This window comes from Streptomyces roseoverticillatus (assembly GCF_000719265.1).
In the GTDB taxonomy this organism is placed as follows: domain Bacteria; phylum Actinomycetota; class Actinomycetes; order Streptomycetales; family Streptomycetaceae; genus Streptomyces; species Streptomyces roseoverticillatus.
In genome coordinates, this window is the sequence record NZ_JOFL01000008.1 from 156,378 (window position 1) to 182,287 (window position 25,910).

Annotated in this window: 22 protein-coding genes and 1 riboswitch; of the genes, 12 read left to right on the forward strand and 10 right to left on the reverse strand. The window is 71.5% G+C overall.

What is annotated here, in order from left to right:
* Positions 1–148 precede the first annotated feature (148 nt).
* The 5 genes from IF61_RS0111665 to IF61_RS0111685 all read right to left on the reverse strand — a co-directional run bounded on the left by IF61_RS0111665 (position 149) and on the right by IF61_RS0111685 (position 7,665).
* Positions 149–1,177: a ribonucleotide-diphosphate reductase subunit beta gene (locus IF61_RS0111665; RefSeq protein WP_030366246.1), complete on the reverse strand. Its 1,029-nt coding sequence runs from the start codon at positions 1,175–1,177 to the stop codon at positions 149–151.
* Positions 1,177–3,558 carry a ribonucleoside-diphosphate reductase subunit alpha gene (locus tag IF61_RS0111670; protein ID WP_030366247.1) on the reverse strand — a complete coding sequence of 794 codons (2,382 nt, stop codon included), beginning with the start codon at positions 3,556–3,558 and terminating at the stop codon, positions 1,177–1,179. The genes IF61_RS0111665 and IF61_RS0111670 overlap by 1 nt, the downstream gene beginning before the upstream one ends.
* A gap of 171 nt (positions 3,559–3,729) precedes the next feature.
* Positions 3,730–3,830, reverse strand: a riboswitch (adenosylcobalamin-variant (AdoCbl-variant) riboswitch).
* Between the two features lie 283 nt (positions 3,831–4,113).
* The gene (gene mctP, locus IF61_RS0111675) at positions 4,114–5,739 is read right to left on the reverse strand and encodes a monocarboxylate uptake permease MctP (protein ID WP_030366248.1); all 1,626 of its coding nucleotides are present in this window, start codon (positions 5,737–5,739) and stop codon (positions 4,114–4,116) included.
* Positions 5,736–5,996: a DUF3311 domain-containing protein gene (locus IF61_RS0111680; RefSeq protein WP_030366249.1), complete on the reverse strand. Its 261-nt coding sequence runs from the start codon at positions 5,994–5,996 to the stop codon at positions 5,736–5,738. The genes mctP and IF61_RS0111680 overlap by 4 nt, the downstream gene beginning before the upstream one ends.
* Positions 5,997–6,120: 124 nt before the next feature.
* Positions 6,121–7,665 carry a glycoside hydrolase family 3 protein gene (locus IF61_RS0111685; RefSeq protein WP_030366250.1) on the reverse strand — a complete coding sequence of 515 codons (1,545 nt, stop codon included), beginning with the start codon at positions 7,663–7,665 and terminating at the stop codon, positions 6,121–6,123.
* A gap of 197 nt (positions 7,666–7,862) precedes the next feature.
* On the opposite strand from IF61_RS0111685, the gene IF61_RS36530 reads away from it, so the two are divergent.
* The 5 genes from IF61_RS36530 to IF61_RS0111710 all read left to right on the forward strand — a co-directional run bounded on the left by IF61_RS36530 (position 7,863) and on the right by IF61_RS0111710 (position 12,312).
* On the forward strand, positions 7,863–8,072 hold the full coding sequence (locus tag IF61_RS36530) for a hypothetical protein (RefSeq protein WP_211264872.1): 210 nt from the start codon (positions 7,863–7,865) through the stop codon (positions 8,070–8,072).
* A complete protein-coding gene (locus tag IF61_RS0111695) occupies positions 8,069–8,971 on the forward strand; it encodes a Gfo/Idh/MocA family protein (RefSeq protein WP_030366252.1) in 903 nt (300 codons plus the stop codon). The genes IF61_RS36530 and IF61_RS0111695 overlap by 4 nt, the downstream gene beginning before the upstream one ends.
* 283 nt (positions 8,972–9,254) lie before the next feature.
* Entirely contained in the window at positions 9,255–9,863 is a 609-nt protein-coding gene (locus IF61_RS0111700) for a carbonic anhydrase (protein WP_030366253.1), read from the forward strand.
* Positions 9,864–9,919: 56 nt separating this feature from the next.
* Positions 9,920–11,449, forward strand: a complete 1,530-nt coding sequence (locus IF61_RS0111705; RefSeq protein ID WP_052392635.1) for a SulP family inorganic anion transporter — start codon at positions 9,920–9,922, stop codon at positions 11,447–11,449.
* 77 nt (positions 11,450–11,526) lie between these two features.
* Positions 11,527–12,312 (forward strand): DJ-1/PfpI family protein, encoded by a 786-nt coding sequence (locus IF61_RS0111710; protein WP_030366255.1) that lies wholly within the window; start codon positions 11,527–11,529, stop codon positions 12,310–12,312.
* 122 nt (positions 12,313–12,434) lie between these two features.
* On the opposite strand, the gene IF61_RS0111715 is transcribed toward IF61_RS0111710, so the two are convergent.
* Together IF61_RS0111715 and IF61_RS0111720 are read right to left on the reverse strand one after the other, a co-directional pair.
* Entirely contained in the window at positions 12,435–13,640 is a 1,206-nt protein-coding gene (locus tag IF61_RS0111715) for a radical SAM protein (RefSeq protein WP_078660147.1), read from the reverse strand.
* Between the two features lie 197 nt (positions 13,641–13,837).
* Positions 13,838–14,605 (reverse strand): GntR family transcriptional regulator, encoded by a 768-nt coding sequence (locus tag IF61_RS0111720; protein ID WP_030366257.1) that lies wholly within the window; start codon positions 14,603–14,605, stop codon positions 13,838–13,840.
* A gap of 240 nt (positions 14,606–14,845) precedes the next feature.
* On the opposite strand from IF61_RS0111720, the gene IF61_RS0111725 reads away from it, so the two are divergent.
* The 4 genes from IF61_RS0111725 (at position 14,846) to IF61_RS0111740 (ending at position 19,523) form a co-directional block, all read left to right on the forward strand.
* The gene (locus IF61_RS0111725; RefSeq protein WP_030366258.1) at positions 14,846–16,114 is read left to right on the forward strand and encodes an extracellular solute-binding protein; all 1,269 of its coding nucleotides are present in this window, start codon (positions 14,846–14,848) and stop codon (positions 16,112–16,114) included.
* A 100-nt stretch (positions 16,115–16,214) separates the two neighbouring features.
* Positions 16,215–17,195, forward strand: a complete 981-nt coding sequence (locus tag IF61_RS0111730) for a carbohydrate ABC transporter permease (RefSeq protein ID WP_030366259.1) — start codon at positions 16,215–16,217, stop codon at positions 17,193–17,195.
* On the forward strand, positions 17,192–18,022 hold the full coding sequence (locus tag IF61_RS0111735; protein WP_030366260.1) for a carbohydrate ABC transporter permease: 831 nt from the start codon (positions 17,192–17,194) through the stop codon (positions 18,020–18,022). Before IF61_RS0111730 ends, IF61_RS0111735 begins: the two co-directional genes overlap by 4 nt.
* A gap of 10 nt (positions 18,023–18,032) precedes the next feature.
* The gene (locus tag IF61_RS0111740) at positions 18,033–19,523 is read left to right on the forward strand and encodes a glycoside hydrolase family 3 protein (protein WP_030366261.1); all 1,491 of its coding nucleotides are present in this window, start codon (positions 18,033–18,035) and stop codon (positions 19,521–19,523) included.
* Between the two features lie 188 nt (positions 19,524–19,711).
* Here the strand turns inward: IF61_RS0111740 and nagB are convergent, their stop codons facing one another.
* A complete protein-coding gene (nagB, locus tag IF61_RS0111745; protein ID WP_030366262.1) occupies positions 19,712–20,497 on the reverse strand; it encodes a glucosamine-6-phosphate deaminase in 786 nt (261 codons plus the stop codon).
* 198 nt (positions 20,498–20,695) lie between these two features.
* Here nagB and IF61_RS0111750 point away from each other — a divergent pair, with 198 nt between their 5' ends.
* On the forward strand, positions 20,696–21,775 hold the full coding sequence (locus tag IF61_RS0111750; RefSeq protein WP_030366263.1) for an SIS domain-containing protein: 1,080 nt from the start codon (positions 20,696–20,698) through the stop codon (positions 21,773–21,775).
* A 69-nt stretch (positions 21,776–21,844) separates the two neighbouring features.
* On the opposite strand, the gene IF61_RS0111755 is transcribed toward IF61_RS0111750, so the two are convergent.
* Positions 21,845–22,603, reverse strand: a complete 759-nt coding sequence (locus IF61_RS0111755; protein WP_030366264.1) for a glucose 1-dehydrogenase — start codon at positions 22,601–22,603, stop codon at positions 21,845–21,847.
* A gap of 82 nt (positions 22,604–22,685) precedes the next feature.
* Between IF61_RS0111755 and IF61_RS0111760 the strand changes: the two genes are divergently transcribed.
* On the forward strand, positions 22,686–23,318 hold the full coding sequence (locus IF61_RS0111760) for a TetR/AcrR family transcriptional regulator (RefSeq protein WP_030366265.1): 633 nt from the start codon (positions 22,686–22,688) through the stop codon (positions 23,316–23,318).
* 450 nt (positions 23,319–23,768) lie between these two features.
* Positions 23,769–25,238, forward strand: coding sequence for a sensor histidine kinase (locus tag IF61_RS0111765; RefSeq protein WP_030366266.1), 1,470 nt, complete (start codon positions 23,769–23,771; stop codon positions 25,236–25,238).
* 174 nt (positions 25,239–25,412) lie between these two features.
* Here the strand turns inward: IF61_RS0111765 and IF61_RS0111770 are convergent, their stop codons facing one another.
* Positions 25,413–25,670: a WhiB family transcriptional regulator gene (locus IF61_RS0111770; protein ID WP_004937597.1), complete on the reverse strand. Its 258-nt coding sequence runs from the start codon at positions 25,668–25,670 to the stop codon at positions 25,413–25,415.
* Positions 25,671–25,910: the final 240 nt, after the last annotated feature.

The window sequence follows — 25,910 nt, forward strand, 5'->3', positions numbered from 1 at the left end:
GCGGGCGCTCCCATGGGGGCGCCCGCCACACGTGTGTCCACGATCATCATGAAACGCGGCATCGCGTGCCTCCCGTCCGTGCGGAACCACTGGGTTCCCGGACCGGAGACACGCGATGCCGCGTACGCGCGGATTTAACCCGCGAGGATCAGAACTCGTCGTCGAAGGCGACCGTGCCCTCGACCGCCACCTGGTACGCGGACGCGCGGCGCTCGAAGAAGTTGGTCAGCTCCTGGACGTTCTGCAGCTCCATGAAGGAGAACGGGTTCTCCGAGCCGAACACCGGGGCGATGCCCAGGCGCTGCAGGCGCTGGTCGGCGACGCACTGCAGGTACTCGCGCATGGAGTCGGTGTTCATGCCCGGCAGGCCGTCACCGCACAGGTCGCGGGCGAACTGCAGCTCGCACTCGACGGCCTCCTTCAGCATGTCCGTGACCTGCTGCTGGAGCTCGTCGTCGAACAGGTCCGGCTCCTCCTCGCGGACGGTGTCCACGACGGAGAACGCGAAGTCCATGTGCATGGACTCGTCGCGGAACACCCAGTTGGTGCCGGTCGCGAGGCCGTGCAGCAGGCCGCGGCTGCGGAACCAGTACACGTAGGCGAAGGCGCCGTAGAAGAACAGGCCCTCGATGCACGCGGCGAAGCAGATGAGGTTGAGCAGGAAGCGACGGCGGTCGGCCTTCGTCTGCAGGCTCTCCAGCTTCTCGACCTCGTTGATCCACTTGAAGCAGAACTGGGCCTTCTCGCGGATCGACGGGATGTTCTCCACCGCGTCGAAGGCGGCGGCGCGGTCGTCCGGGTCGGGCAGGTAGGTGTCGAGCAGCGTCAGATAGAACTGGACGTGCACGGCCTCCTCGAACAGCTGCCGCGACAGGTACAGGCGCGCCTCGGGCGAGTTGATGTGCTTGTACAGCGTCAGCACGAGGTTGTTCGCCACGATCGAGTCGCCGGTCGCGAAGAACGCGACGAGGCGGCCGATCATGTGCTGCTCGCCCGGGGAGAGCTTGGCGAGGTCGGCGACGTCCGAGTGGAGGTCGACCTCCTCGACGGTCCAGGTGTTCTTGATCGCGTCACGGTAGCGGTCGTAGAAGTCCGGGTACCGCATCGGACGCAGGGTCAGCTCGAAGCCCGGGTCGAGCAGGTTTTTATTGAGCGCAGTCTTCTCGGTGGAGCTCATTACTGGCAGGCCTCGCAGGACTCGGGGTTCTCAAGGGAGCAGGCGATGGCGTCCGCGTCGGGCGCGGCCTGCTGCACCGGGATGGTGGCGGCGGCGCTGGCCGACCGGGCGATCCGGGTCGCCGGGCGGGAGCGCAGGTAGTACGTCGTCTTGATGCCCTGCTTCCAGGCGTACGCGTACATCGAGCTGAGCTTGCCGATGGTGGGCGAGGCCATGAAGAGGTTCAGCGACTGGCTCTGGTCCAGGTAAGGCGTGCGGGCCGCCGCCATGTCGATCAGGGCGCGCTGCGGGATCTCCCAGGCGGTGCGGTAGAGGTCGCGCACCTCCTGCGGGATCCAGCGCATGTCCTGGATCGAGCCGTTGGCCTCGGTCATGGCGTCGCGCGTGGTGCGGTCCCACACGCCGAGCTGCTTGAGCTCCTCCACCAGGTAGGTGTTGACCTGCAGGAACTCACCGGAGAGCGTCTCGCGCTTGAACAGGTTGGAGACCTGCGGCTCGATGCACTCGTACACGCCCGCGATGGACGCGATGGTCGCCGTGGGGGCGATGGCGAGCAGCAGCGAGTTGCGCATGCCGACCTCGGCGATGCGGGCGCGCAGCGCCTCCCAGCGGTCCTCCCACGCGGCGACGGCGTTGGGGTAGTGGTCCGGGTGCAGCACGCCGCGGGCGGTGCGGGTCGCGGCCCAGGCCGGGTGCGCGCCGTTGCGCTCGGCGAGGTCGGCGGAGGCCTCGTACGCCGCGAGCATGATCCGCTCGGAGATCTTGGTGGAGAGGGCCTTCGCCTCGGCCGAGTCGAAGGGCAGGCGCAGGCGGAAGAAGACGTCCTGCAGGCCCATCAGGCCGAGGCCCACCGGGCGCCAGCGGCTGTTGGAGCTGCCGGCCTGCTCGGTCGGGTAGAAGTTGATGTCCACGACGCGGTCGAGGAAGGTGACGGCCGTGCGGACCGTACGGTCGAGCTTCTCCCAGTCCATCTCGCCGTCTGCACCGAGGTGCTGCGCGAGGTTGACGGAGCCCAGGTTGCAGACCGCGGTCTCGCCGTCGTCCGTGACCTCGAGGATCTCGGTGCAGAGGTTCGAGGAGTGGACGACCGCGCCCTTCTCGGCCGTCTGGTTGGCGGTGCGGTTGGCGGCGTCCTTGAACGTCATCCAGCCGTTGCCGGTCTGCGCGAGGGTGCGCATCATGCGGGCGTAGAGCACGCGCGCCGGGATGGTCTTGACGGCCTTGCCGGCGGCCTCGTAGGCGCGGTAGGCGGCGTCGAACTCGTCGCCGTAGAGGTCGACCAGGTCGGGCGTGTCGGCCGGGGAGAACAGCGACCAGTCGGCGTCGGCCTCGACGCGGCGCATGAACTCGTCCGGGATCCAGTGCGCGATGTTGAGGTTGTGGGTGCGGCGGGCCTCTTCGCCGGTGTTGTCGCGGAGCTCCAGGAACTCCTCGATGTCGGCGTGCCAGGTCTCCAGGTAGACGCAGGCGGCGCCCTTGCGGCGGCCGCCCTGGTTGACCGCGGCGACGGAGGCGTCAAGGGTGCGCAGGAACGGCACGATGCCGTTGGAGTGGCCGTTGGTGCCGCGGATCAGCGAGCCGCGGGAGCGGATGCGCGAGTACGACAGGCCGATGCCGCCGGCGTGCTTCGACAGCCGGGCCACCTGGTGGTAGCGGTCGTAGATCGAGTCCAGCTCGTCCAGCGGGGAGTCCAGCAGGTAGCAGGACGACATCTGCGGGTGGCGGGTGCCGGAGTTGAAGAGCGTCGGGGAGGACGGCAGGTACGAGAGGGTGCTCGTCAGGCCGTACAGCTCGGCGACGTCGGCGAGGGCGCGCTCGGAGTGGTCCTCGGCCAGGCCGCAGGCCACGCGCAGCAGGAAGTGCTGCGGGGTCTCGATCACGTCGCGGTGGATCGGGTGGCGCAGCAGGTAGCGGCTGTGCAGGGTGCGCAGGCCGAAGTAGCCGAAGCGGTCGTCGGCGCCGTCGGCGAGGGCCTTCTCGACGAGCTCGTCCAGGTAGCCGGCGTGGGTGGCGACGAACGCGGCGGTCTCGTCCGCGATCAGGCCTTCCTTGTGGCCGACGGCGACCGAGGCCGAGAAGGAGGTGGCGCCCTGGCCGGCGGCCTCGTCGGCGATCGCGCGCGTGAGCAGGCGGGCGGCGAGGCGGGAGTACTCGGGCTCCTCGGCGATCAGTCCCGCGGCGGCCTCGGTGGCGAGGGAGCGGAGCTCGGCCTCGTCCGAGGTGGCGCTCCGGCCCCGCAGTGCGGCGGCGGCGACCTTGCCCGGGTCGGTGGCGGGAAGGTCGGCGGTGAGGTCGGTCAGGGTGCGCAGCAGCGCGGTCCCGGGGCCGCCGGTCGCTTCTTCCGCAGTCGCTGAGACCGGATCGGCGGGCGCGATGGTCACTGAGGCTCTCCCTCGCTCGGCTGGGTGGGCCGGCGGGAGAGCTCGACGGGCCGCGCACGGGCATGCCTGATGCGCAGGGCATGCCTCGTAGGCGTCCGCCGGCCCAACCCGCGAGGCCCGGACGAATTCAACGCCCATAGCCGAGCCCAGGGCAGGCTCGGTGGAGGGCGGCTGACGGCAGGTGCTCGGACTCCTGCATGCGCGGCTTAACGGCATACATGCACCGTTGCGGGACAGTTCCGGATTTCCACCGGATTCCCCTGCGACGACAGCGAGCACGAGCATACATCTAGTGCCGCCCCTCGCACGCGCCCCCACATGTTGTGTCGCGCGGTAAGCGCATGGGTCGGAATGTGTTATCAGGCCCCGGTGTTGAGGGTGGGATCACAGGTCGCGCGCAGGCCGTTCCGGGGCCCTCTGCGGGCCGTTCGCGGGCCCCTTGCGGGTCCGGGCCGGGCCTCCGGTGCGGGGCGCAGCGAAGGGCCGCCACGCCCCCTGGGAGGGTCGTGGCGGCCCGGTCGGCCTCACGGGCCGGGAGGCCCGCCGAAGGTCGCTCTAGTGCCCGCCCGGGACCCCTGCGGTGGCCGGCGGGAGCTCCTGCTCGACCCCCGGGTCGCCCGCGTCCGCGGTGTAGTCGGCGGCCGTGGTCTCGTCCACGCCCTCCGGCGCGCCGAACGCCTTCAGGACGACGGTCAGGACGATGACGACGATCACATTGAACACGAAGGCCGTGAGCCCGATATAACCCTTTTCTCCAATAAGGGGGATGAGGTTGGTATTGCCGAAGTGATCCTGCGTGGCGCTCGGCGTGTCGTACGCCTTCCAGGTGCCGTAGACCATCCCCGCCGCCCAGCCGGCCAGCAGGGCCCAGCGGTGGAACCAGCGGGTGAAGAGCCCGCCCACGAGCGCCGGGACCGTCTGCAGGATCCAGATGCCACCGAGCAGCTGGAAGTTGATGGCGACCGTCTTGTCCATGGTGAGGACGAAGACGAGCGCGCCGACCTTCACCAGCAGCGAGGCGAGCTTGGAGACCTTCGCCTCGTGCGCGGGGGAGGCGTCCGGCCTGATGAAGTCCTTGTAGATGTTGCGGGTGAAAAGGTTTGCGGCGGCGATCGACATGATCGCGGCCGGCACCAGGGCGCCGATCCCGATCGCCGCGAACGCCACCCCCGTGAACCAGTCCGGGAACATGTTCTCGAACAGCTGGGGGATCGCGAGCTGGCCGTTCTTCACCTTGATCCCCGCGGCGATGGCCATGAAGCCGAGCATCGCGAGCAGGCCCAGCATCAGGGAGTACAGCGGCAGGATCGTCGTGTTGCGGCGGATGACGTTGCGGCCTTTGCCGGAGAGAACGGCCGTCACCGAGTGCGGGTAGAGGAAGAGCGCCATCGCCGAGCCGAGCGCGAGCGTCGCGTACGCCCACTGCGCGTCCGGGCCGCTCACCAGCGCGCCGCGCGGCTTGCCCGTCTCCGGGTTCTGCACCGCGAACGCTTCGCCCGCCTTGGCGAAGATGTGGTCGAAACCACCCAGTTTGATGGGGATGTAGATGATCGCCACGATGATCACGATGTAGATCAGGGCGTCCTTGACGAAGGCGATCAGCGCGGGCGCCCGCAGCCCGGAGGAGTACGTGTACGCCGCGAGCACGCCGAACGCGATGAGCAGCGGCAGGTCCTTCATAAACCAGTTCGAGCCGCCGCCCACGCCCAGCACGTCCAGCACCGCCTGGATGCCGACGAGCTGCAGCGCGATGTACGGCATCGTCGCGAGGATGCCGGTGAGCGCGAGGGCGAGCGAGAGCCCCTTCGAGCCGAACCGGCCGCGGACGAAGTCCGACGACGTCACGTAGCCGTGCTTGTGGGCGACCGACCACAGGCGGGGCAGGAAGGTGAAGACCAGGGGGTAGCAGAGGATCGTGTACGGGACCGCGAAGAAGCCGGCCGCGCCGCCCGCGTAGATCGCCGCCGGGACGGCCACGAAGGTGTAGGCCGTATAGAGGTCGCCGCCGAGCAGGAACCAGGTGACCCACGTGCCGAACGACCGGCCGCCCAGCCCCCACTCGTCGAGGTTGTCGGCATTCTCGGCGCGCCGCCACTTCGACGCCATGAACCCCATGACCGTCACGGCCAGGAAGAAGAAGATGAAGACGGCGAGCGCCACGCCGTTCACGCCGTCCTTCATCGCTGCTCACCCGCCTTGCGGGCACGCTCGTGGCGCCGCACGATCACGTAGGCGGCGACCGTGAGCAGCGTCGAGATCGGCACCCACAGCATCTGGTACCAGTAGAAGAACGGGATGCCGATGAAGGCGGGCCCGGTCCGGGCGTAGGAGCTGACCCACAGCATCGCGGCGAAAGGGAGCGCCAGGCACAGTCCCGCCACGGCCAGGGGCGCGGTGACGACCGCCCTCCTGCTGCCGCCCTCCGGTGGTTCCGTCATGGTGGTGACTCCCCCCTGTGTGATCACTGCGTGATGCGCAGGAAATCTAGGCGAGGGTCGGCCGCGCGTCACCCCCCGTCCGCATATCGGTATGGCAACGTCACGAGATACCGGTACGGCGACGTCACGAGCCGGAGAAGTGGGGTTTTCCCGTGAGGAGTTCCGCCGCGGCCTGTCCCGAGACGCGGGCCGCCCCGTGCGTCGCGAGGTGCACGGCGCCCGGTGAGCTCGCGCCGGGGACGCCCATCTCGACCACGACGGCGTCGGGCCGCGCGCCCAGCAGCCGGTCGAGGGCGGCGGCCATCCACGGGTGGCGGGCGGCGTCGCGCACCACGGCGACGAGCGGCTTGCCGGCGGCGGGGGCGAGCACCTCGCGCTCCAGGACGCCCGCGTCCGCGGCGAGTTCGTCCTGGGTGAGGCGTACGGAGGTGGCGCCGGGCCGCAGTTCGCGCAGCGGGGCCGCCACGCCCCACGGGGTCTGCCGGTCGATGGCCAGGGTCGAGGCCGGGGCGAACTCGGCCACGTGCGGGTCGGCCGGCAGCGGCAGGGCGCCGTCCTCGCCGCCCACGACCCGCATGGCGCGGCGGGCGGCGACGAGCCCGATGCCGGAGGACCCGGCCGCGGCGTCCGCCCGGTCCGCCGCGTGCGCCCGGAAGCGCTCCCCGGACCAGGCGGCGAACTCCGCGACCCGCGCGGCCGCCGCGGCCAGCCGCTCCTCCGGCAGGACGCCGTCCCGGACGGCCGCGGCCACCGCGGCGGTCAGTAGCTCGGCGTGCTCCTCGGCCGCGTGCTCCCCTCCGACGCACACCGCGTCCGCCCCTCCCGCCACGGCCCGCACGCTCGCGCCGTCGATCCCGTAGCGCGCCGTGACCGCCTTCATCTCGATGCCGTCGGTGACGATCAGGCCGGTGAAGCCCAGCTGCCCGCGCAGGAGGTCCACCAGGATGCGGGGGCTCAGGGTGGCCGGCAGCTCCGGGTCGAGGGCGGGGACGAGGAGGTGGCCGGTCATCACCACCCTGACACCGGCCTCGGCGGCCGCCGCGAAGGGCGGCAGGGCGGTCGCGGCGAGCTCCTCGGCGGAGGCGGTGACGCGCGGCAGGTCGAGGTGGGAGTCGACGGCGGTGTCGCCGTGCCCGGGGAAGTGCTTGGCGCACGCCGCGACGCCCGCGGACTGCAGGCCGCGCACCCACGCCGCGGTGTGCCGCGCGACCAGGTCCGTACCGGCGCCGAACGACCGCACGCCGATGGTCGGGTTGCGCGGGTTGGAGTTGACGTCGGCGCTGGGCGCGTAGTTCAGGGACACGCCGGCCGCGTGGAGCTCGCGGCCGATGTCACGGGCGACGGACTCCGTCAGCCCGGTGTCGTCGACCGCGCCGAGCGCCAGGTTCCCGGGGCGGGAGGCGCCCGTCCAGGCTTCCAGGCGGGTGACGTCCCCGGCCTCCTCGTCGATCGCGATGATCAAGTCGGGGTTCTCGGAGCGGAGTTGCGCGGTGAGGCGGGCGACCTGCTCCGGGCCGGCGATGTTGCGGCCGAAGAGGACGACGGACGCGAGCCCGTCCTCGGCGACCCTGCGACGCACCCAGTCCGGCGCCGTGGTGCCCTCGAAGCCGGGCTGGAGCACCGCGTGGGACAGCCGGCCGAGCCGGCCGCCGCGACCGTGGGACAGCATGGCCGATACCTCCTGGTGCGATGCCGCATTGCCCGGACAGTCGCGATATTGGACTGTACCAATAGGGGTGTCAAGGGCGGGCCGAGCCTTCTGAACTGTTGCGATGCCCTTCCGTTTGTGGTGAGTTGAAGATCTCTCCGTGAACTCCCGTGCACAATCCGATGCGAATCCCGATGTGGAATCCGATGCGCAATCCGATGCGCGATCCGATACAGAAGGGGATCACCTTGCGCCGCTACGCACTTGTGGGCCGCGAGATCCGGTTGTCCGACGACGCGCCCGTGCCGGTCCCCGGGCCCGGCGAAGTCCTCGTCCGCGTCGCCGCCTGCACGGTCCGCAAGCACAGTGAGCGCGCCCCGTACGCCGGGCCACCGCCGGAGGTCCTCGAGGTGGCGGTCCGGCCGTGAGGTGGGCGGTCGCCGGCTACGGCGACGTCGTGCGGCGCCGCGTGCTGCCCGCCCTGCGCGCCCTGGGCGAGGAGCCGGTCTACGTCTGGGGCCGGGACGCGGGCCGCGCCGCCCGTACGGCCGCCGAATCCGGCGTGGCCGCGGGCGGCGACGACCCCGGCCGGCTGACGGCCGCCGACGCGGTCTACGTGGCGACGCCCGTCGTCACCCACGTGCCCGTGGCGCTCCACGCAGTGCGGGCCGGCTGCCACGTCCTGGTCGAGAAGCCGCTGGCGGGCGCGCTCGGCGGCGGGGGCGCCCTGGCGGAGTCGGCGGCCGCGGCGGGGCTGTGCGCCGGAGTGGCGTACTACCGCAGGCTGGGGCCCGCGGCGCGGCAGCTGCGCGAGGCGCTCACAGCGGGCGCGCCCGCGCGTGTTCAGCTCACCTTCCGCACCCCTTTCGACCCGGCCCCGGACGACCCCGGGCACTGGCGCACCGACCCGTCCGTGGCGGGCGGCGGCGTGCTCGCCGGCGCGGGCAGCCACCGCCTGGACCTGCTGCTGTCGGTGCTGGGGCCGCCGGTGCGGGTGGGCGCGCGGTTCGGCCGCAGGTTCCCCGCGGGGGCCGAGCGGCGCGCCCACGCGACGCTGGGCTGGGCCTCGGGCACGTCGGCGGAGTGCCGGTTCGCCTGGGCCGGCGGGTCCGAGCGGGACCGGATCGAGGTCGCCGCCGGGGGCCGTTTCCTGACGCTGGACCCCCTGGACGCGGGGCTCGCTCCCGAGCCGCACGTACCGCTGATCGCCGACTTCACGGCGGCGGTACGGGAGGGAAGGGCGCCCGTCTGCCCGGTGGCGGACGCCGTGCTCGTGGACGACGTCATGACGACGGCGTGCTGGGCGGCGCGGTTCCGGAATGAGTAGTACGGGTTCCGTAATAACTCGTGCACAGATCCGGAACAGGTAAAGGAGTGCTGCCGGGGAAGGGCGGTAACTGCGCCCATGTGCGCCCCAAGTGACCCGCTCAGTCCGGTATTTACGGAAAATTTAAGGTGTCACGCGTAGGTAATGTGCGGGTAAATTGAATGTCGCGGCAGCCGTGCAGACTCGATGCGCACGGCATGCCCGGCATGAACGCCTGACCGAATGCTTGATCCGACCACACCGCGCCCCGCGCAAGCACCGAGGGCGCAGGAGGCAGACCAACATGCAGACACTCATCGACAACGCCCGTTCGTTCGCCACGCACGTCGCGGAACACGCGGACGCCTTCCGGGCCTTCGAATCCGGCCAGAGCCCCGAAGTCCTCTTCGTCACCTGCTCCGACTCCCGCGTCATCCCCTCCCTCATCACCGGCGCCCGCCCGGGCGAGCTCTTCGAGCTGCGGACCGCGGGCAACATCGTCCCCGAGTACCACAGCGGCCACCCGGCCGGTGAGACGGCCACCATCGAATACGCGGTGCGCGTGCTGGGTGTCCGCGACATCGTCGTGTGCGGCCACTCCCACTGCGGCGCGGTGAGCGCGCTCGTGCGGGGCGACGACCTCTCCGCCGCCCCGGCCGTACGGGGCTGGCTCGACCACGCCGCGCCGGACCCCGTGCGGGGGGCCGCGCCGGACGCACCGGCGGACCTCGCCGGGCCCGTGCAGCAGCACGCCGTGGCCCAGTTGGAGCGGCTGCGCGCCTACCCCTGCGTCCGGGAGCGCCTCGGCGAGGGCGCCCTGTCCCTCCACGCCTGGTACTACGAAGTGCACACCGGGGCCGTCAGCGCGCACCGCCCCGGGCGCGGCGGCCGGGCGCCGTTCGGGCCCCTGTGACGCGGCCTGCGACCGACGCCCCCCGACCGCTCCCCGAGGAAGAACCCTCATCCGCTATGCGCACAACCCTCAGAACCCTCAAGCCCCTCAAATCCCTCGAATCTCTCAAGGATGCTGCCGCGGTGCGGCGTGACGCGCTCGCCTCCCTCGTCGTCTTCCTGGTGGCCCTGCCCCTGTGCGTGGGCGTGGCCGTCGCCTCGGGGGTGCCCGCCGAACTCGGCCTGATCACCGGCATCGTCGGCGGCCTGGTCGTGGGCGCCCTGCCCGGCAGCACCCTCCAGGTCAGCGGGCCCGCCGCCGGCCTGACGGTGCTCGTCTTCGAAGCCGTCCAGCAGTTCGGGCTCGGCGCCCTCGGCGCGCTCGTCCTGGTCACCGGACTGGTGCAACTCGCCCTCGGCGCACTGCGCTTCGGGCGGTGGTTCCGCGCCATCTCCGTCGCGGTCGTCCAGGGCATGCTCACCGGAATCGGGCTCGTCCTGCTCCTCGGTCAGCTGTACACCATGGCCGGGCGCAAGGCCCCCGGCTCCGGCCCGGCGAAGATCACCGGCTTGCCGGGCCTGCTGTCCGGCATCGCCACCGACCGCGCGGCGCTGACCGCCTTCGCGGTCGGCGCCGGCACCATCGCCGTCCTGGTGCTGTGGAAGCGGCTCCCGGCGAAGGCCCGGGTCGTCCCGGCGCCCCTCGCGGCGGTCGCACTGGCCACGGCGGTGAGCGCCGCGGCGGGCCTGGATGTGGCCCACGTGGAGGTGCAGGGGCTCGCCGATGCCATCCGGCCGCCCGGCCTGGACGACCTGGGCGCGCTCGCCAGCGTGGCCGCCCTCGGCACGGTGCTCGCCTTCGCGCTCATCGCCTCGGCGGAGAGCCTGTTCAGCGCGGCGGCCGTCGACCGCATGCACGACGGCCCCCGTACCGACTACGACAAGGAGCTGATGGCCCAGGGCGTGGGCAACACGGTGTGCGGCGTGCTCGGTGCCCTGCCCATGACCGCGGTGATCGTCCGCAGCGCCGCCAACGTCCAGGCCGGGGCGCGCACGTCGCTCTCCCGGATCCTGCACGGCCTGTGGCTGCTGCTCTTCGCGGTGCTGCTGCCGGCCGCGATCGGCGTCATCCCGCTGGCCGCCCTCGCGGGCGTCCTCGTCCACGCGGGCTGCAAGCTCGTCCCCGTCAAGGAGCTCGGCCCGCTGTGGCGGGAGCACCGCGGCGAGGCCGTCGTCCTCGCCGTCACGGCCGTGGCGATCGTCGCGACCAACATGTTCGAGGGCGTGGTGCTCGGCCTGCTGCTCGCCGTCGTGAAGACGGCGTGGGAGACCTCGCACGCCCACGTCGCCACCCGTGAACTGACCGGCGGCAGGCTCGTCGTGACGGTGACCGGCAACGCGACGTTCCTGCGGCTGCCCAGGATCCTGGAGACCCTGGAGTCCCTCCCCAAGGACAAGCCCATCGAGCTCGACCTGACCGGCCTCCGGCACCTGGACCACGCGTGCCGGACGGCCCTGGAGAACTGGGCGGAGCGGCACCACGACGCCGGGACGGAACCGGTGCTCCTGAGACCGATGGCAGAAAAGGTGGGAATCTCGTCATTGTGACGGAAGTGCCGGCGCCCGCATGCTGATCCCGTCCGCGCGACCGCGCGGACGGCCTGTATCCATGGGGGAGTTGACGCATGCGGACGAGTACGGGACCCAGCCGGCGCGGTGTGCTGGGCACGGCGGTGGCCGGGGCGCTGGGAGTCGCCGGCGCCGGGGCCGCGACGCCGGCCCACGCACGGCCGGCCGCCGGAGGCGACGTGGCGCGGGCCGGTGAGCGTGTCGTGGCGATCCTGCTCTACGACGGGTTCACCGCGCTCGACGCCATCGGCCCGTACGAGGTGCTGTGCCGGGTGCCCGGGGTCCGTGTGGTGACCGTGGGCGTCCGGCAGGCCGGCCCGGTGCGTACGGACACGGGCGAGCTGAGCGTCGTCGCCGAGCGCGCCCTGGCGGAGGTGACCGCTGCCGACGTCCTGCTGATCCCGGGCGGCGGCCCCCGCGGCCAGTCCGCGGCCGGCGCCGACCCCACCGTCCAGCGCTGGATCCGCCGCATCGACCGCGGGTCGGTGTGGACCACGTCGGTCTGCACCGGTTCCCTGATCCTCGGCGCGGCCGGGCTGCTGCGCGGGGTCCCGGCGACCACGCACTGGGCAGCGCGACCACTGCTGGAGGAGACCGGCGCCGTGTGGACGCGGCAGCGCTTCGTCGAACACGGCAAGATCATCACGGCCGCGGGCGTCGCGGCCGGCATCGACATGGGTCTCCACCTGGCCTCCCGCCTCGCCGGCGACGACGTGGCGCGGGCGATGCAGCTCGGGGTGGAGTACGACCCGGCCCCGCCCTTCGACAGCGGCAGTGCGGAGAAGGCCGACGAGCGGACGAAGCAGCTGGCGCTGAAGCTGCTGAACGACGCGTCCCTCTGAGCGCCTGATGGGACGTCAAAACCCGTCGCCCCGGGGCAGGCCCCAGTGCGCGCTCGGCGGAGAGAAGATGACGCAAACGATGGATCTGCGCGGAGCCCTTCGCGGTACGCGGGGGTACGTCGTCAGACGAAGTCGGAGTGCAGGGTGGACGGCACCTCCAGCGCGTACGCGCCGAGGGCGTCGTCAAGTTTGACCTGTCCGCTCCGCAGGAGCTCCAGGAGCTCGTTCTGCGGCCGGTAGAAGCAGGATTTGCACAGGTCCGTCCGGAGCGGGTCGGACGCCTCCCACTCCGCCCGCGGCCCGCCCTCCAGCACGCCCGCGTACCCGTCCTCGATCACGTTGCCGATGCGGTAGCGGCTGTGGAGGTGGACCTGCGGACAGGGGTAGAGGTGCCCGTCCGCGCCTACGGCGGTCACGAAGCGGCTGTAGTGACAGCGGTCGAACTCGCCCTCCACGGCCTCCACCCGGTCCACCGGGCCGCGGTCGAGCTTGGGCACGGAGACCTCGAAGCCCGGGGCGGCCAGCCGCGCCGCCTCCGTCAGGGCGGCCGTGACCTCGGCCATCACCGGCTCGATCGTCCCGTGGCCCAGTGCCGTGCAGAACTCGGGCTCGAAGCGGACGTAGTGGGCCCCGGCCTCCCGGGCGACGCGCGCGGCGGCCACGATCTCCCGGTGGTTCCGCTCGGTGATGACGTAATTGAAGCCGATGCGGAAGTCGGGGTCGATCGCCGACTGCCGCAGCCTGCCGACGTTGTCCAGGAAGGAGGCGAAGGTGTGCTCGCGGTCGCGGGTGATCTCCGCGAAGGTGGCCTCCGTGCCCGCGTTCAGACCGATCCGCACCCACGTGTGCGTGCTGGCCACGCACTCGGCCGTCGCGGGCCGCCCCAGCCGGGAGCCGTTGGTGATCAGACCGATCCGCAGGCCCGCCTCGTGCCCGGCGTCGCAGACGGCCGGATAGCCGGGGTGGACCGTGCATTCGCCGCTGCCGCAGAACGTGACCGCGCGCCCCTCGTTGGCGGCGAATTCCCGTAACAGGCAAACCGCGTTCTCCGTGGAGATGGCGTCCTCGAACGAGAAGAGGTCGGAGAACCGCTCCTCGGCGGGGGAGCGGAAGCTGCAGAAATCGCACCGCATATTGCCGGCGCCCATGATGCCGATGCGCATGTGGACGGGCCGGATCTCCCCGCCCTCGACGAAGCGGTGGAGCAGTTCGCCGTGCGCGAGGACCTTCGGCGGCGAGTGCGCCCGGTCGAGGCCGACCACGGGCAGTCCGGGACGGTTGACGGGGGCGGCCGCTTCGTAACTCCGCACGGGTGCGGCGTCGTTCATGGAGTTCCTCTCGCACGGCTCTCGCAAGGCCAGAGGTTCGGCGCGGGTGACACTAGGAGCCGCCGTCACGACCGTCAATAGGTCTAGACCCGCGCCGCCCTATCCCTTTACTCCGCCGGCCTCTGCAGCCGCGCCATGCTGTGCTTTCCCGGGGGGTGACCCCCGGACCCCCAGCCGGGTCCGGGCGCGTGCCCCCCTTACTCCGCCGGCCTCTGCAGCCGAGCCACGAACTTGTAGCGGTCTCCGCGGTACACCGACCGAACCCATTCCACCGGCTCCCCTCGCGCGTCCAGCGAATGGCGGGAGAGCATCAGCATCGGCAGGCCCACGTCCGTGCCCAGCAGCCCCGCCTCGCGCGGGGTGGCCAGGGACGTCTCGATCGTCTCCTCCGCCTCCGCGAGGCGGACGTCGTAGACCTCGGCCAGCGCGGTGTAGAGCGAGGTGTACTTCACGAGGCTGCGCCGCAGGGCCGGGAACCTCTTTGCCGACAGGTGGGTCGTCTCGATGGCCATCGGCTCGCCGCTGGCCAGCCGCAGCCGCTCGATGCGCAGGACGCGGCCGCCCGTCGCGATGTCCAGCAGCTTGGCGAGCCGGTCGTCGGCCGTGACGTAGCCGATGTCCAGGAGCTGGGAGGTCGGCTCCAGGCCCTGGGCGCGCATGTCCTCCGTGTAGGAGGTCAGTTGCAGCGCCTGCGAGACCTTCGGTTTCGCGACGAACGTCCCCTTGCCCTGGATGCGCTCCAGGCGGCCCTCCACGACCAGCTCCTGGAGGGCCTGGCGGACCGTCGTGCGGGAGGTGTCGAACTCCGCGGCCAGGGTGCGCTCCGGCGGTACGGGCGTGCCGGGAGGCATGGTTTCGGTCATATCCAGCAAATGGCGTTTCAGGCGGTAGTACTTGGGAACGCGCGCGGTCCGCGCGCCGCCCGACGCGCTGCCACCCTCGGCCGTACCGCCCTCGGTCGCCATGGCCTGCCTTCCCGACTCCGATCCTGCTGCTGTCACCGGCTCCTCCGTCTGTCGCGGTCACATGGTGGCACGGGCAGAGCCCGAGGGCCCGGAGACGCCCAGGTCGACCTCGAGGTGTCGGTCCGGTAACGGAGCCGACAGCGACTCTTATACACCCTTGACACCCCAAAAGGTCTAGGCCAAGCTGCGGGCACTGGTCTAAACCATTAAAGACCACATTCGGTCCTTGAGGAGAGTGCTGTGAAGCGAGGGCTCATAGCGGCGACGGGTGTCGCGGCCATGTTGGTGAGTGTTGCTGCCTGTGGGTCCAGCGACAGTGACAAGGGATCGGGCGACGGCGCCAAGGACAAGAGCCTGACCGTCTGGTTCATGGACGGCTCCAACCCTCCGGGCTGGACGAAGGCGGTCCAGGCCGAGTTCGAACAGAAGACCGGCGCCAAGCTCAACGTCCAGGTCCAGAAGTGGGACGGCATCCAGCAGAAGCTGACCACGGCCCTCTCCGAGTCCAGCCCACCGGACGTCGTCGAGGTCGGCAACACCCAGACCCCCTCCTACGCGCAGACCGGCGGCCTCTCCGAGCTCGGCGACCTGAAGAAGGAGGTCGGCGCCGACTGGACCGACTCCCTCAACAAGCCCGCCGTCTTCGAGGGCAAGCAGTACGCCGCCCCCTGGTACGCCGCGAACCGCGTCGTCATCTACAACAAGAAGGTGTGGGCGGACGCGGGCGTCACCGACGTCCCGAAGACCCGCGCCGACTTCTTCAAGGCCCTGGAGGCCATCCAGAAGAAGGGCGAGGCCGAGCCGCTCTACCTGCCCGGCCAGAACTGGTACTTCTTCGACGGCCTGACCATCGGCACCGGCGCGGACCTGGTGAAGAAGGACGGCAAGAAGTGGGTGTCCAACCTCGGTGACCCCAAGGTCGCCAAGGCCATGGACGTCTACAAGCAGTACCAGGCCTTCAGCAAGGCCCCCAAGGACAAGGACGAGGCCACCCCGCAGCAGGCCGACGTCTTCGCCAAGGGCAAGACCGGCGCCTTCATCGGCATGGGCTGGGAAGCCGCCACCGCCGTCAAGGCCAACCCGGCCATCGAGAAGGACCTCGGCTACTTCACCATCCCCGGTGAGAGCGCTGACAAGCCCGAAGGCGTCTTCCTCGGCGGCTCCAACCTCGCCGTCTCCGCCGGCAGCAAGAAGCAGGACCTCGCCAAGGAGTTCCTGAAGATCGCGCTGTCCGACAAGAACGAGGCCGCGCTGGCCAAGGAGGTCGGCTCGATCCCCAACAAGGACGCCCTGCTGGGCAGCCTGAAGGGCAACGCCGCCGCCGAGGCCGCGGCCCCCGCCGCCAAGGGCGGCGGCACCACCCCGCTGATCCCCGAGTGGGCCGCGGTGGAGAACGCCCCCAACCCGATCAAGGCGTACATGACGGCCGTGCTGAACGGCAAGTCCCCCGAGGAAGCCGCCAAGCAGGTCGAGGCGGACGTCAACAAGCGCCTCAGCCAGAAGCAGTGACCCGACGGCCGGGCGGGGGCCGTGAGAGACGGCCCCCGCCCGGCCGCGCACCGACACGCACCAACGCAATACCGTTCGACAGGGGAGAAGGCGGACGACGATGTCAGCGCAGATCGAAGAGGCGACGGCCGGCGGGCCCGCCTCCCGGACCGGCAAGGGCGCCGCCCCGCCGCCCCGCCGCGGCCCCGGCCGGCTCACCGGGGGCGTGCCGTACCTGCTCCTCCTCCCCGCCGCCGCCGTCACGGTGCTGCTGCTCGGCTGGACCCTGCTGAAGAGCGCCCTGCTGTCGTTCCAGACCCTCGGCCCGCGCCAGCTCATCCAGCACCTCACCGAGTGGACCGGCGCCGACAACTACACCGAGCAGCTCGGCAGTTCCGAGTTCTGGGGCGTCACCGGGCGCTCGGTCGCCTTCACCGCCGCCAACGTCGTCCTCGTCATGGCGATCGGCAGCTTCACCGGACTGCTCCTCGCCCGCCTGGGCAAGAAGCTGCGACTGCTGCTCTCCCTCGGCCTGGTCCTGGCCTGGGCGATGCCCGTCGTCGCCGCGACCACCGTCTTCCAGTGGCTCTTCGACCAGCGCTTCGGCGTCGTCAACCACGTCCTGGACCAGCTCGGCTGGCACTCCATGGCCGGCTACAGCTGGACCAGCGGGCAGTTCTCCACCTTCTTCGTGATCACCGTGCTGCTCGTCTGGCAGTCGGTCCCGTTCGTGGCGATCAACCTCTACGCGGCGACCACCACGATCCCCAAGGAGCTCTACGAGGCCGCCTCGCTCGACGGCGCCGGCACCTGGAAGCAGTTCACCTCGGTGACCTTCCCCTTCCTCAAGCCGTTCTTCCTCGCGACGACGTTCCTCGAAGTCATCTGGATCTTCAAGTCGTTCACCCAGGTCTTCGCGATCAACGAGGGCGGTCCGGACCGGCTCACGGAGACCTTGCCCGTCTACGCCTTCCAGGAAGGCTTCGGCAGCCAGCACTTCGGGATGGGCGCCGCCATCTCCATCCTGACCATCGTGATCCTGCTGGCCCTGACGGCGTACTACCTGCGCCTGGTGCTCAAGCAAGAGGAGGACGAGCTGTGAGGCGATCGACCCTGGGCCGGATCTGGCCGGGAGCGACCGCGGTCGTTCTCTTCCTCGCGTTCGTGTTCCCCGTGTACTGGATGTTCAGCACGGCCTTCAAGGCCAACAAGGACATCGTCAGCGAGGACCCGGTCTGGTTCCCGGCCAGTCCGACGTTCGAGCACTTCCGGAAGGCGGTGGACGCGGACGGCTTCTGGACGCTTGTGGGCAACTCCCTCACCGTCACCCTCGTCGCCGTCGCGCTGTCGCTGGTGATCGCCCTGTTCGCCTCCTTCGCCGTCGCGCGGATGCGGTTCAAGGGGCGCAAGGGCTTCATCCTGGTGATGATGATGGCGCAGATGGCCCCCTGGGAGGTCATGGCCCTCGCGTACTACATCATCGTGCGCGACGCGGAGATGCTGAACAGCCTCGCGCCGCTGATCGCCATCTACACCGTCATGGTGCTCCCCTTCACCGTCCTGACGCTGCGCGGCTACGTCGCCGCCGTGCCCAAGGAACTGGAGGAGTCCGCGATGGTCGACGGCTGCACCCGCACCCAGGCGTTCGTCAGGGTGATCTTCCCGCTGCTGGCGCCGGGCCTGATGGCCACCTCGCTCTTCGGCTTCATCACCGTCTGGAACGAATTCCCCTACGTCCTGATCCTCAACAAGGACGCGTCGGCCCAGACCCTGCCCGTCTGGCTCACCGGATTCCGCACGGCGTTCGGTGACGACTGGGGCGCCACCATGGCCGCCTCCTCGCTCTTCGCCGTGCCCATCCTGATCCTCTTCGTCATCCTCCAGCGCAAGGCAGTCGGCGGCCTCACCTCCGGCGCAGTGAAGGGTTAGCGCTACACCCATGGACACGCTCACGCGCGACGCCCTCGCCGTCCTGCAGCCCGGCTTCACCGGCACCACCGCCCCCGCGTGGCTGCTGCGCCGGCTCGGCGAAGGCCTCGCCTCCGTCGGCCTCTTCGGCCGCAACATCGCCTCCCCCGAGCAGCTCTCGGCGCTCACCGCCCAGCTGCGCGCCGCGCGCGGCGACGTCCTCGTCGCCATCGACGAGGAGGGCGGCGACGTCACCCGGCTGGAGGTGCGCACCGGCTCCTCCTTCCCCGGCAACCTCGCCCTCGGCACCGTCGACGACACCGCACTCACCCGCGCCGTCGCCCGCGAGCTCGGCCGGCGGCTCGCCGAGTGCGGCGTCAACCTCAACTGGGCGCCGTCCGCCGACGTCAACTCCGACCCGGACAACCCCGTCATCGGCGTCCGGTCCTTCGGCGCCTGCCCGCAGCTCGTCGCCCGGCACACCGCCGCCTACGTCGAGGGCCTGCAGTCCGCCGGCGTCGCCGCCTGCGCCAAGCACTTCCCCGGGCACGGCGACACGGCCGTCGACTCCCACCACGACATGCCGCGCATCGACGCCGGCCTCGGCACGCTGCACGAGCGCGAACTGGTGCCCTTCCGGGCCGCGGTCGCGGCCGGCACCAAGGCCGTCATGAGCGCCCACATCCTGCTGCCCGCGCTCGACCCCGGCCTGCCGGCGACCCTCAGCCCCGCCGCCCTGCACGGGCTGCTGCGCGCGCCCGTCGCCGACGGCGGCCTCGGCTTCGACGGCCTGATCGTCACCGACGGCATGGAGATGCAGGCGATCTCCGGCACGTACGGGATCGAGCGGGGCAGCGTGCTGGCCCTCGCCGCGGGCGCCGACGCCATCTGCGTCGGCGGCGGGCTGGCCGACGAGGACACCGTGCTGCGGCTGCGCGACGCGCTGGTCGCCGCCGTGCGCGCCGGCGAGCTGCCGGAGGAACGGCTCGCCGACGCCGCGGCACGGGTGCGCGCCCTGGCGCGCTGGACCTCGGGGGAGGGCGCGGCCGAGGAGGGGACCGCGCCCGCCCCCGAGGTGGGACTCACCGCGGCCCGGCGCGCCCTGCGGGTCACCGCCGCGCCCGGGCACGAGCCGCTCACCGGGCCCGCCTACGTGGCCGCGTTCACCCCGCTGGCGAACATCGCCGTCGGCGACGAGACCCCCTGGGGCGTCGGCGCCGAACTCGCCCGGCTGCTGCCCGGCACGGAGACCGGCACGTACGGCCGCGACGCGGCCCGCCCCTCCGAGGTGCTCGCGGCCGCGGGCGGCCGGCGGATCGTCGCCGTCGTACGGGACGCGCACCGGCACGGGTGGATGGCGGAGGCGCTCGACGCGCTGCTCGACGCTCGGCCGGACACGGTCGTCGTGGAGATGGGCCTGAACGCGGCCCCCGCGCGGGGTGCCTTGCACATCGCCACGCATGGTGCGGCGCGGGTATGCGGGGTCGCTGCCGCGGAGGTCATCGCGGGGGCGCGCGACTGACGGCCGGTCCGGCACCGCCGGTGAGGCGGCGGGTGGTTGCGCGCCGCGGCGGCGGAGAGAGAAGCCGAGGCCCCTCCGGAGGAGGAAACGGCGAAAGGGCGGGACCGGGGCCCGTCTTCCGCCGCGACGGCGCGCAACCGCCGCGGCGCAGTCCGGCGGTGCCGGACCGGCCGCTGCGGCGAATGCGGCTAGAGCCCCTGCCAGGCCGGCTTCGCCGCGTACGTGGCGCGGAAGTAGTCCGCGAGCTTCAGCTTGGACGCGGCGGCCTCGTCGACGACGACCGTCGCGTGCGGGTGCAGCTGCAGCGCCGAGGCGGGCACCAGGGCCGAGACCGGGCCCTCGACGGACGCCGCCACGGCGTCCGCCTTGCCCTCGCCCGTGGCGAGCAGCACCAGGTGGCGGGCCTCCAGGATGGTGCCGATGCCCTGGGTGATGACGTGGTGCGGCACCTGCTCGATGTCGCCGCCGAAGAAGCGCGCGTTGTCGACGCGGGTCTGCTCCGTGAGCGTCTTGATGCGTGTGCGGGAGGCGAGCGAGGAGCACGGCTCGTTGAAGCCGATGTGGCCGTCGGTGCCGATGCCGAGCAGCTGGAGGTCCACTCCGCCGGCCGCGGGCAGCGCGCGGTCGTAGTCCTCGCACGCGGCCTGGACGTCCTCGGCGGCGCCGTCGGGGCCCATGAAGGACGCCTCGGTCAGGCCGAGCGGCTCGACGACCTCGCGCAGCACCACCGAGCGGTACGACTCGGGGTGGTCGGCGGGCAGGCCGACGTATTCGTCGAGCTGGCAGATGCGGGCCCGCGAGGCGTCCACCGCGCCGGAGCGGACCTTGGCGGTCAGGGCTTCGTAGACGGGCAGCGGCGTCGAGCCCGTGGCCACGCCGAGCAGGGCGTCGGGCTTGCGGCGCAGAAGGGCGGCCATGGCCTCCGCGATGAGTTCGCCGCCTGCCTTGGCGTCCGGGACGATGACAACTTCCACGCTGGGGCCTGCCGATCTTAAAGAGTGGAGCGGATCGTGTGGTATAGACCAATCTAGCAGAGGGGTGCACCCCGGTAACCCCGCCGGAAGCCCCTCCCGAACCCCGCCCGAACCCGCCCGGGCCCCCGCTTCCGGCTGGCGGGCGCGCACCACCCCGTGGTCGACTGGGACTGCACCCCCGCCCCGGAGGTATCCGGAATGAGCGCCACGACCGCCGCCCACCACCGCGAGCAGCCGGGCGGGATCATGTCCGCCGAGATGGCCGAACAGCCGGCCGTCCTGCGCCGCATCCTCGACCGGGGCGCCCCCGAAATCGCCGCAACCGCCCGGACCGTCGCCGCCCGCGAGCCCCGCTTCGTGCTCCTCACGGCCCGCGGCACCTCCGACAACGCCGCCCTCTACGCCAAGTACCTCCTCGAAGTGCAGCTCGGGAAGCCCTGCGGCCTGACCTCCATGTCGACCGTCACGGCCTACGGGGCCCGGCCCGACCTGACGGACGTCCTCGCCGTCACCATCAGCCAGTCCGGCGGCTCGCCCGATCTCGTCGCCTCCACCAAGGCCGCCCGCGAGGCCGGGGCGATCACCCTCGCGGTCACCAACAACGCCGACTCCCCGCTCGCCGCCGTCTCCGAGCACCACATCGACATCCTGGCCGGCCCCGAACGGGCCCTGCCCGCCACCAAGACCTACACGGCCTCGCTGCTCACCCTCTACCTCTTCGTCCAGGGCCTGCGCCCGGGCGGCGGTGACGGCAAGGCCGCGGCCGAGGCCCTGCCCGGCCTCGCGCAGAGCATCATCGACCGCGCCGCCGAGGTCAGACAGCTCGCCGGCCGCTACCGCTTCGCCGAACGGATGGTCCTCACCTCCCGCGGCTACGGCTATCCGACTGCCAAGGAAGCCGCGCTCAAGCTGATGGAGACCAGCTACATCCCCGCCCTCTCCTACTCCGGCGCCGATCTGCTGCACGGCCCGCTCGCCATGGTCGACAACATCTCGCCCGTCATCGCCATCGTCACCGAGGGGCGCGGCGGCGAGGCCCTGCAGCCCGTGCTGGAGCGGCTGCGCGGCCGGGGCGCGGACCTGATGATCATCGGCAGCGAGGCCGAGGCGGCCAAGGGGACGGCCGGATTCGCCCTGCCCGCGGCCGGGGTGCCCGAGGAGCTGCAGCCGATCCTGGAGATCCTCCCCCTGCAGATGCTGGCCTACGAGATCACCGTCGCCCGAGGACAGGACCCCGACGCGCCCCGCGCCCTTGCGAAGGTCACCGAGACCCGCTGACCCATCTCCGCGCCCCCCGGCGGCCGCAGCCCCCCGTTCCGCGGCCGCCGCCGGGCCCGCGGGCACGCCTCAGAGCAGCGCACCCCCGGTCGCGTCTATCCACTGCCCCGTCACCCACCGGCTGTCGTCCGACGCCAGGAAGGCGACGATGTCGGCGACATCGCGCGGCTCGCCCACCCGCCGGAGCGGGGACATCGCGGCGACGCCCTCCCGGGTCTCCGCGCTGCCGCGCAGCCACGACGCGTTCATATCCGTGTCGATCACGCCCGGTGCCACCGCATTGACCGTGATGCCGCGCTCGCCCAGCTGCTTGGCCAGCACCGAGGTGAAGGCGTCCACCGCGCCCTTCGTCATCGTGTAGGCGATCAGCTGGGGCATCGCCGCGCCGTGGGTCAGCGCTGTGGAGACGTTGATGACGCGCCCGCCGTCGCGCAGGCGGTCCAGGCCGTGCTGGGTGACGAAGAACGGCGCCTTGGTGTTGACCGAGAAGACCCGGTCGAAATTCTCCGGGGTCACCTCGCCGAACGGCACCCGCGGGCCGTCGATGCCCGCATTGTTGACCAGGATGTCCAGGCCGTCCCCGGCCTGCTCGTCGAAGGCGGCCCAGAGCGCCTCGGCGTCGCCCGGCGCCCCCAGCTCGGCCCGGATCGCAAAAGCCTCCCCGCCCGCCGCTCTGATCTCCTTCACCGTCTGCTCGGCCGAGGCGGCGTCCCGTCCGTAGTGCACGGCGACGCGGGCACCCTCCCTGCCCAGGCGCTCCGAGATCGCCCGCCCGATGCCCCGGCTGCCGCCCGTGACCAGCGCCGTCCTGCCCGTGAGCGTGCCCATGGCCGCGCCCCCCTCTTTCTTTAGCGGTTGCTACAGAAAGACCGTAGCACAGGTTTTTTAGCGAGCGCTATAGAATGGGTTCATGGCGACCAAGCAGCGGGGCAGGCCCCGGTCCTTCGACCGCGAGACGGCCCTGGAGCAGGCGATGCAGGCCTTCTGGGAGCATGGCTACGACGCCGTTTCCATCGCGGACCTCACCCGGGCCATGGACATCAAGGCGCCCAGCCTCTACGCCGCGTTCGGAGACAAGCGCACCCTCTTCGAGGAGGCCGTCGAGGCCTACGTGCACAGCTACGCGGTCTTCACGGTCAAGACCCTGGCCGAGGCGCCGACCGCCCGGGGCGCGGTGGACCGCCTCCTGCACGAGGCGGCGGTCTCCCACACGCTCCCCGGCCTGCCGCGCGGCTGCCTGCTCATCAGCGCCGCCACCAACTGCTCCGAGCAGTCCTCCGACGTGGCCGAGGCGCTCAAGGAGCGGCGCAACGCGGGCATCGCGTTCATCGAGCGCCGCATCGCCGCAGACGTGGCCGCGGGCGTGCTGCCCGCGGAGACCGACGCCCGTGCGCTCGCCGTCTACACCGGCACCGTCCTGCAGGGCATGTCGCAGCAGGCGCGCGACGGCGCGGACCGCGCCACCCTGGAGGCGGTCGCCGATTTCGCGATGCAGGCATGGCCCCCTGAGCACGCGGGGGAGACATCGTCCGACGCGGGGTGACCGGCCGGAGGCGGGGGTGCGTGACGAAGAAGAGTGAGGCGCCGCCCGGGGACCGTGCGAGGCACCGGCCCCGCGGACGCGTGAAGCGCCGGCCCGGAGATCACTTCGGGCCGCGGCGCCTGGCCGGGACCCTCGACCCGGCCGGCACCGCAGCCCGGAGCCGTATCGGCCCGCCGGGCGTGCGGGGTGTGCGGACCCCGTGGCCGAAGTGGGCCGACTGGAGGCCGTGGCGCGATCAGGGCAGAGGGCGCCGGGCCTCGTTCCGCCCTCCTGTGCGGGGAAGGCGGAAGCTTTGCTCACTCATTGTGGACTAGACCATTCTCCTGTGTCCATGCTTCGCGCCGCGCGGGTTTCCCCGGGTATCACCCGCGGCCCGGGCGGCCCGCCGCCGCCCGAAGGCGGCACGAGGTGAGCGCCCCGGCCCCGGGTAGGCTCACCAACGTGCCCTCCATGAACGACCTCGTACGTCAGCACACGGCCCTCTGTGACTCCGACCTGGAGTGGCTGCACCTGCTGGTCTCGGAGTGGCAGCTGCTCTCCGACCTGTCCTTCGCCGACCTCGTGCTGTGGGTGCCCACCCTCGACGGCACGCGCTACGTCTCGGTCGCGCAGATGCGGCCGAACACCGGCCCCACCTCCTACCAGAACGACATGGTCGGCCACCTCGTGCCGCGCGGCCGCCGCCCCATGCTCGACGCCGCCCTGGACGAGGGCCGGATCGTCCGCGAGGGCGACCCCGAGTGGCGCGAGGAGGTCCCGGTCCGTGTCGAGTCCATCCCGGTCCGCCGCGAGGGCCGGGTGCTGGGCGTCATCGCCCGCAATACGAACCTGCTGACCGTGCGCACCCCGAGCCGGCTGGAGCTCACCTACCTCCAGAGCGCCTCCGACCTCGCCCAGATGATCGCCAACGGCGCCTTCCCGTTCCCCGGTCAACAAGTCGACATGGACGCCTCGCCGCGCGCCGGCGACGGCCTCATCAGGCTGGACGCCGACGGCATCGTGCAGTACGCGAGCCCCAACGCCCTCTCCGCGTACCACCGCCTCGGTCTCGCCGCCGACCTCGTCGGGCATCATCTGGGCGAGACCACCGCTCAGTTGGCACCCTCCCGCGGCCCGGTCGACGAGTCGCTCGCCAAGCTCGCCAGCGGCTGGGCGCCGCGCGAGTTCGAGGTCGAGGGCAACGACGGGGTCATTCAGCTCCGGGCGATTCCCCTCAAACCCAAGGGAAACCACATCGGTTCGCTCGTACTGCTGCGCGACGTCACCGAACTGCGTCGCCGCGAGCGAGAGTTGATCACCAAGGACGCGACCATCCGGGAGATTCACCACCGGGTGAAGAACAATCTGCAGACCGTAGCGGCGCTGCTGCGCCTCCAGGCCCGCAGGATCGGTTCGGCGGAGGGCCGCGAGGCGCTGGAGGAGGCCGTCCGCCGGGTCGGCTCGATCGCGATCGTCCACGAGACGCTCTCGCAGAACCTGGACGAGCGGGTCGAATTCGACGAGATCGCCGACCGGGTGCTGGCGATGGTCGCCGAGATCTCGCCCGGCCGGGTCGCCGGGCGGCGCACCGGCCGCTTCGGCATCCTCGACGCCGAGGTGGCGACGCCGCTGTCGATGGTGCTGACCGAGCTGCTGCAGAACGCCATGGAGCACGGGTTCGGGCCGGGGGAGCGGGGCACGGTGGAGATCACCGCCATGCGCAGCGGCACCCGGCGCGACGCCCGCCTGCTGATCTCCGTGCAGGACGACGGCCGCGGGCTGCCCGAAGGCTTCGACCCGCAGCGCGCCGGCAACCTGGGCCTGCAGATCGTCCGGACCCTGGTCGAGGGCGAGATGGGCGGGACGTTCGACATGGTGCCCGCTTCCGGGCAGGGCACGAGGGTCGTCCTCGATATCCCGGTACGGGCGGAGAAGGGCTGACCCTGGCGCGGGCGGCCCGGGCAGCGATCGCCGTACCACTGCACACAGCACTGAGCCCCGGACCAGTATCTGGTCCGGGGCTCAAAGCTGCGTGATGCGGGGCGCCCCCAGGCGAAGCTCGGGGGGTGCGTCAGGGGGTACTGCGCGCTGCGGCTCGGGGGCCGAGGGGCGTCGTCAGGCGGTGGCGTTGCGCGCCCGGTTGCGAGCGGCACGGCGCTTCATGGCGCGGCGCTCGTCCTCGCTGAGGCCACCCCAGACGCCGGAGTCCTGGCCGGACTCGAGCGCCCACTGCAGGCACTGCTCCATGACGGGGCAGCGGCGGCAGACGGCCTTGGCTTCCTCGATCTGCAGCAGCGCAGGACCGGTGTTGCCGATGGGGAAGAAGAGCTCGGGGTCTTCCTCGCGGCAAACGGCGTTGTGACGCCAGTCCATGGCTGCTCCATCTCCTCGTTATTGCGGCTACGTTGCTTGTGAATGTGAACGCTTTCACGAATCCCTCCGCAGGGGAAGGGCCGACGCCCAGTCGTGAAACTGGTGCGGTCCATCAGAAAAAGGGAGGGGTTCGGGCTGTATCGGAAGGCCGGAAGAGCGGACGTCCCGATCGCCATGAAGAGACTCGCAAACCTCAGCGGCGGATACAACCCCTTCTGGAAAGTTTTTTTTGATTCCTCG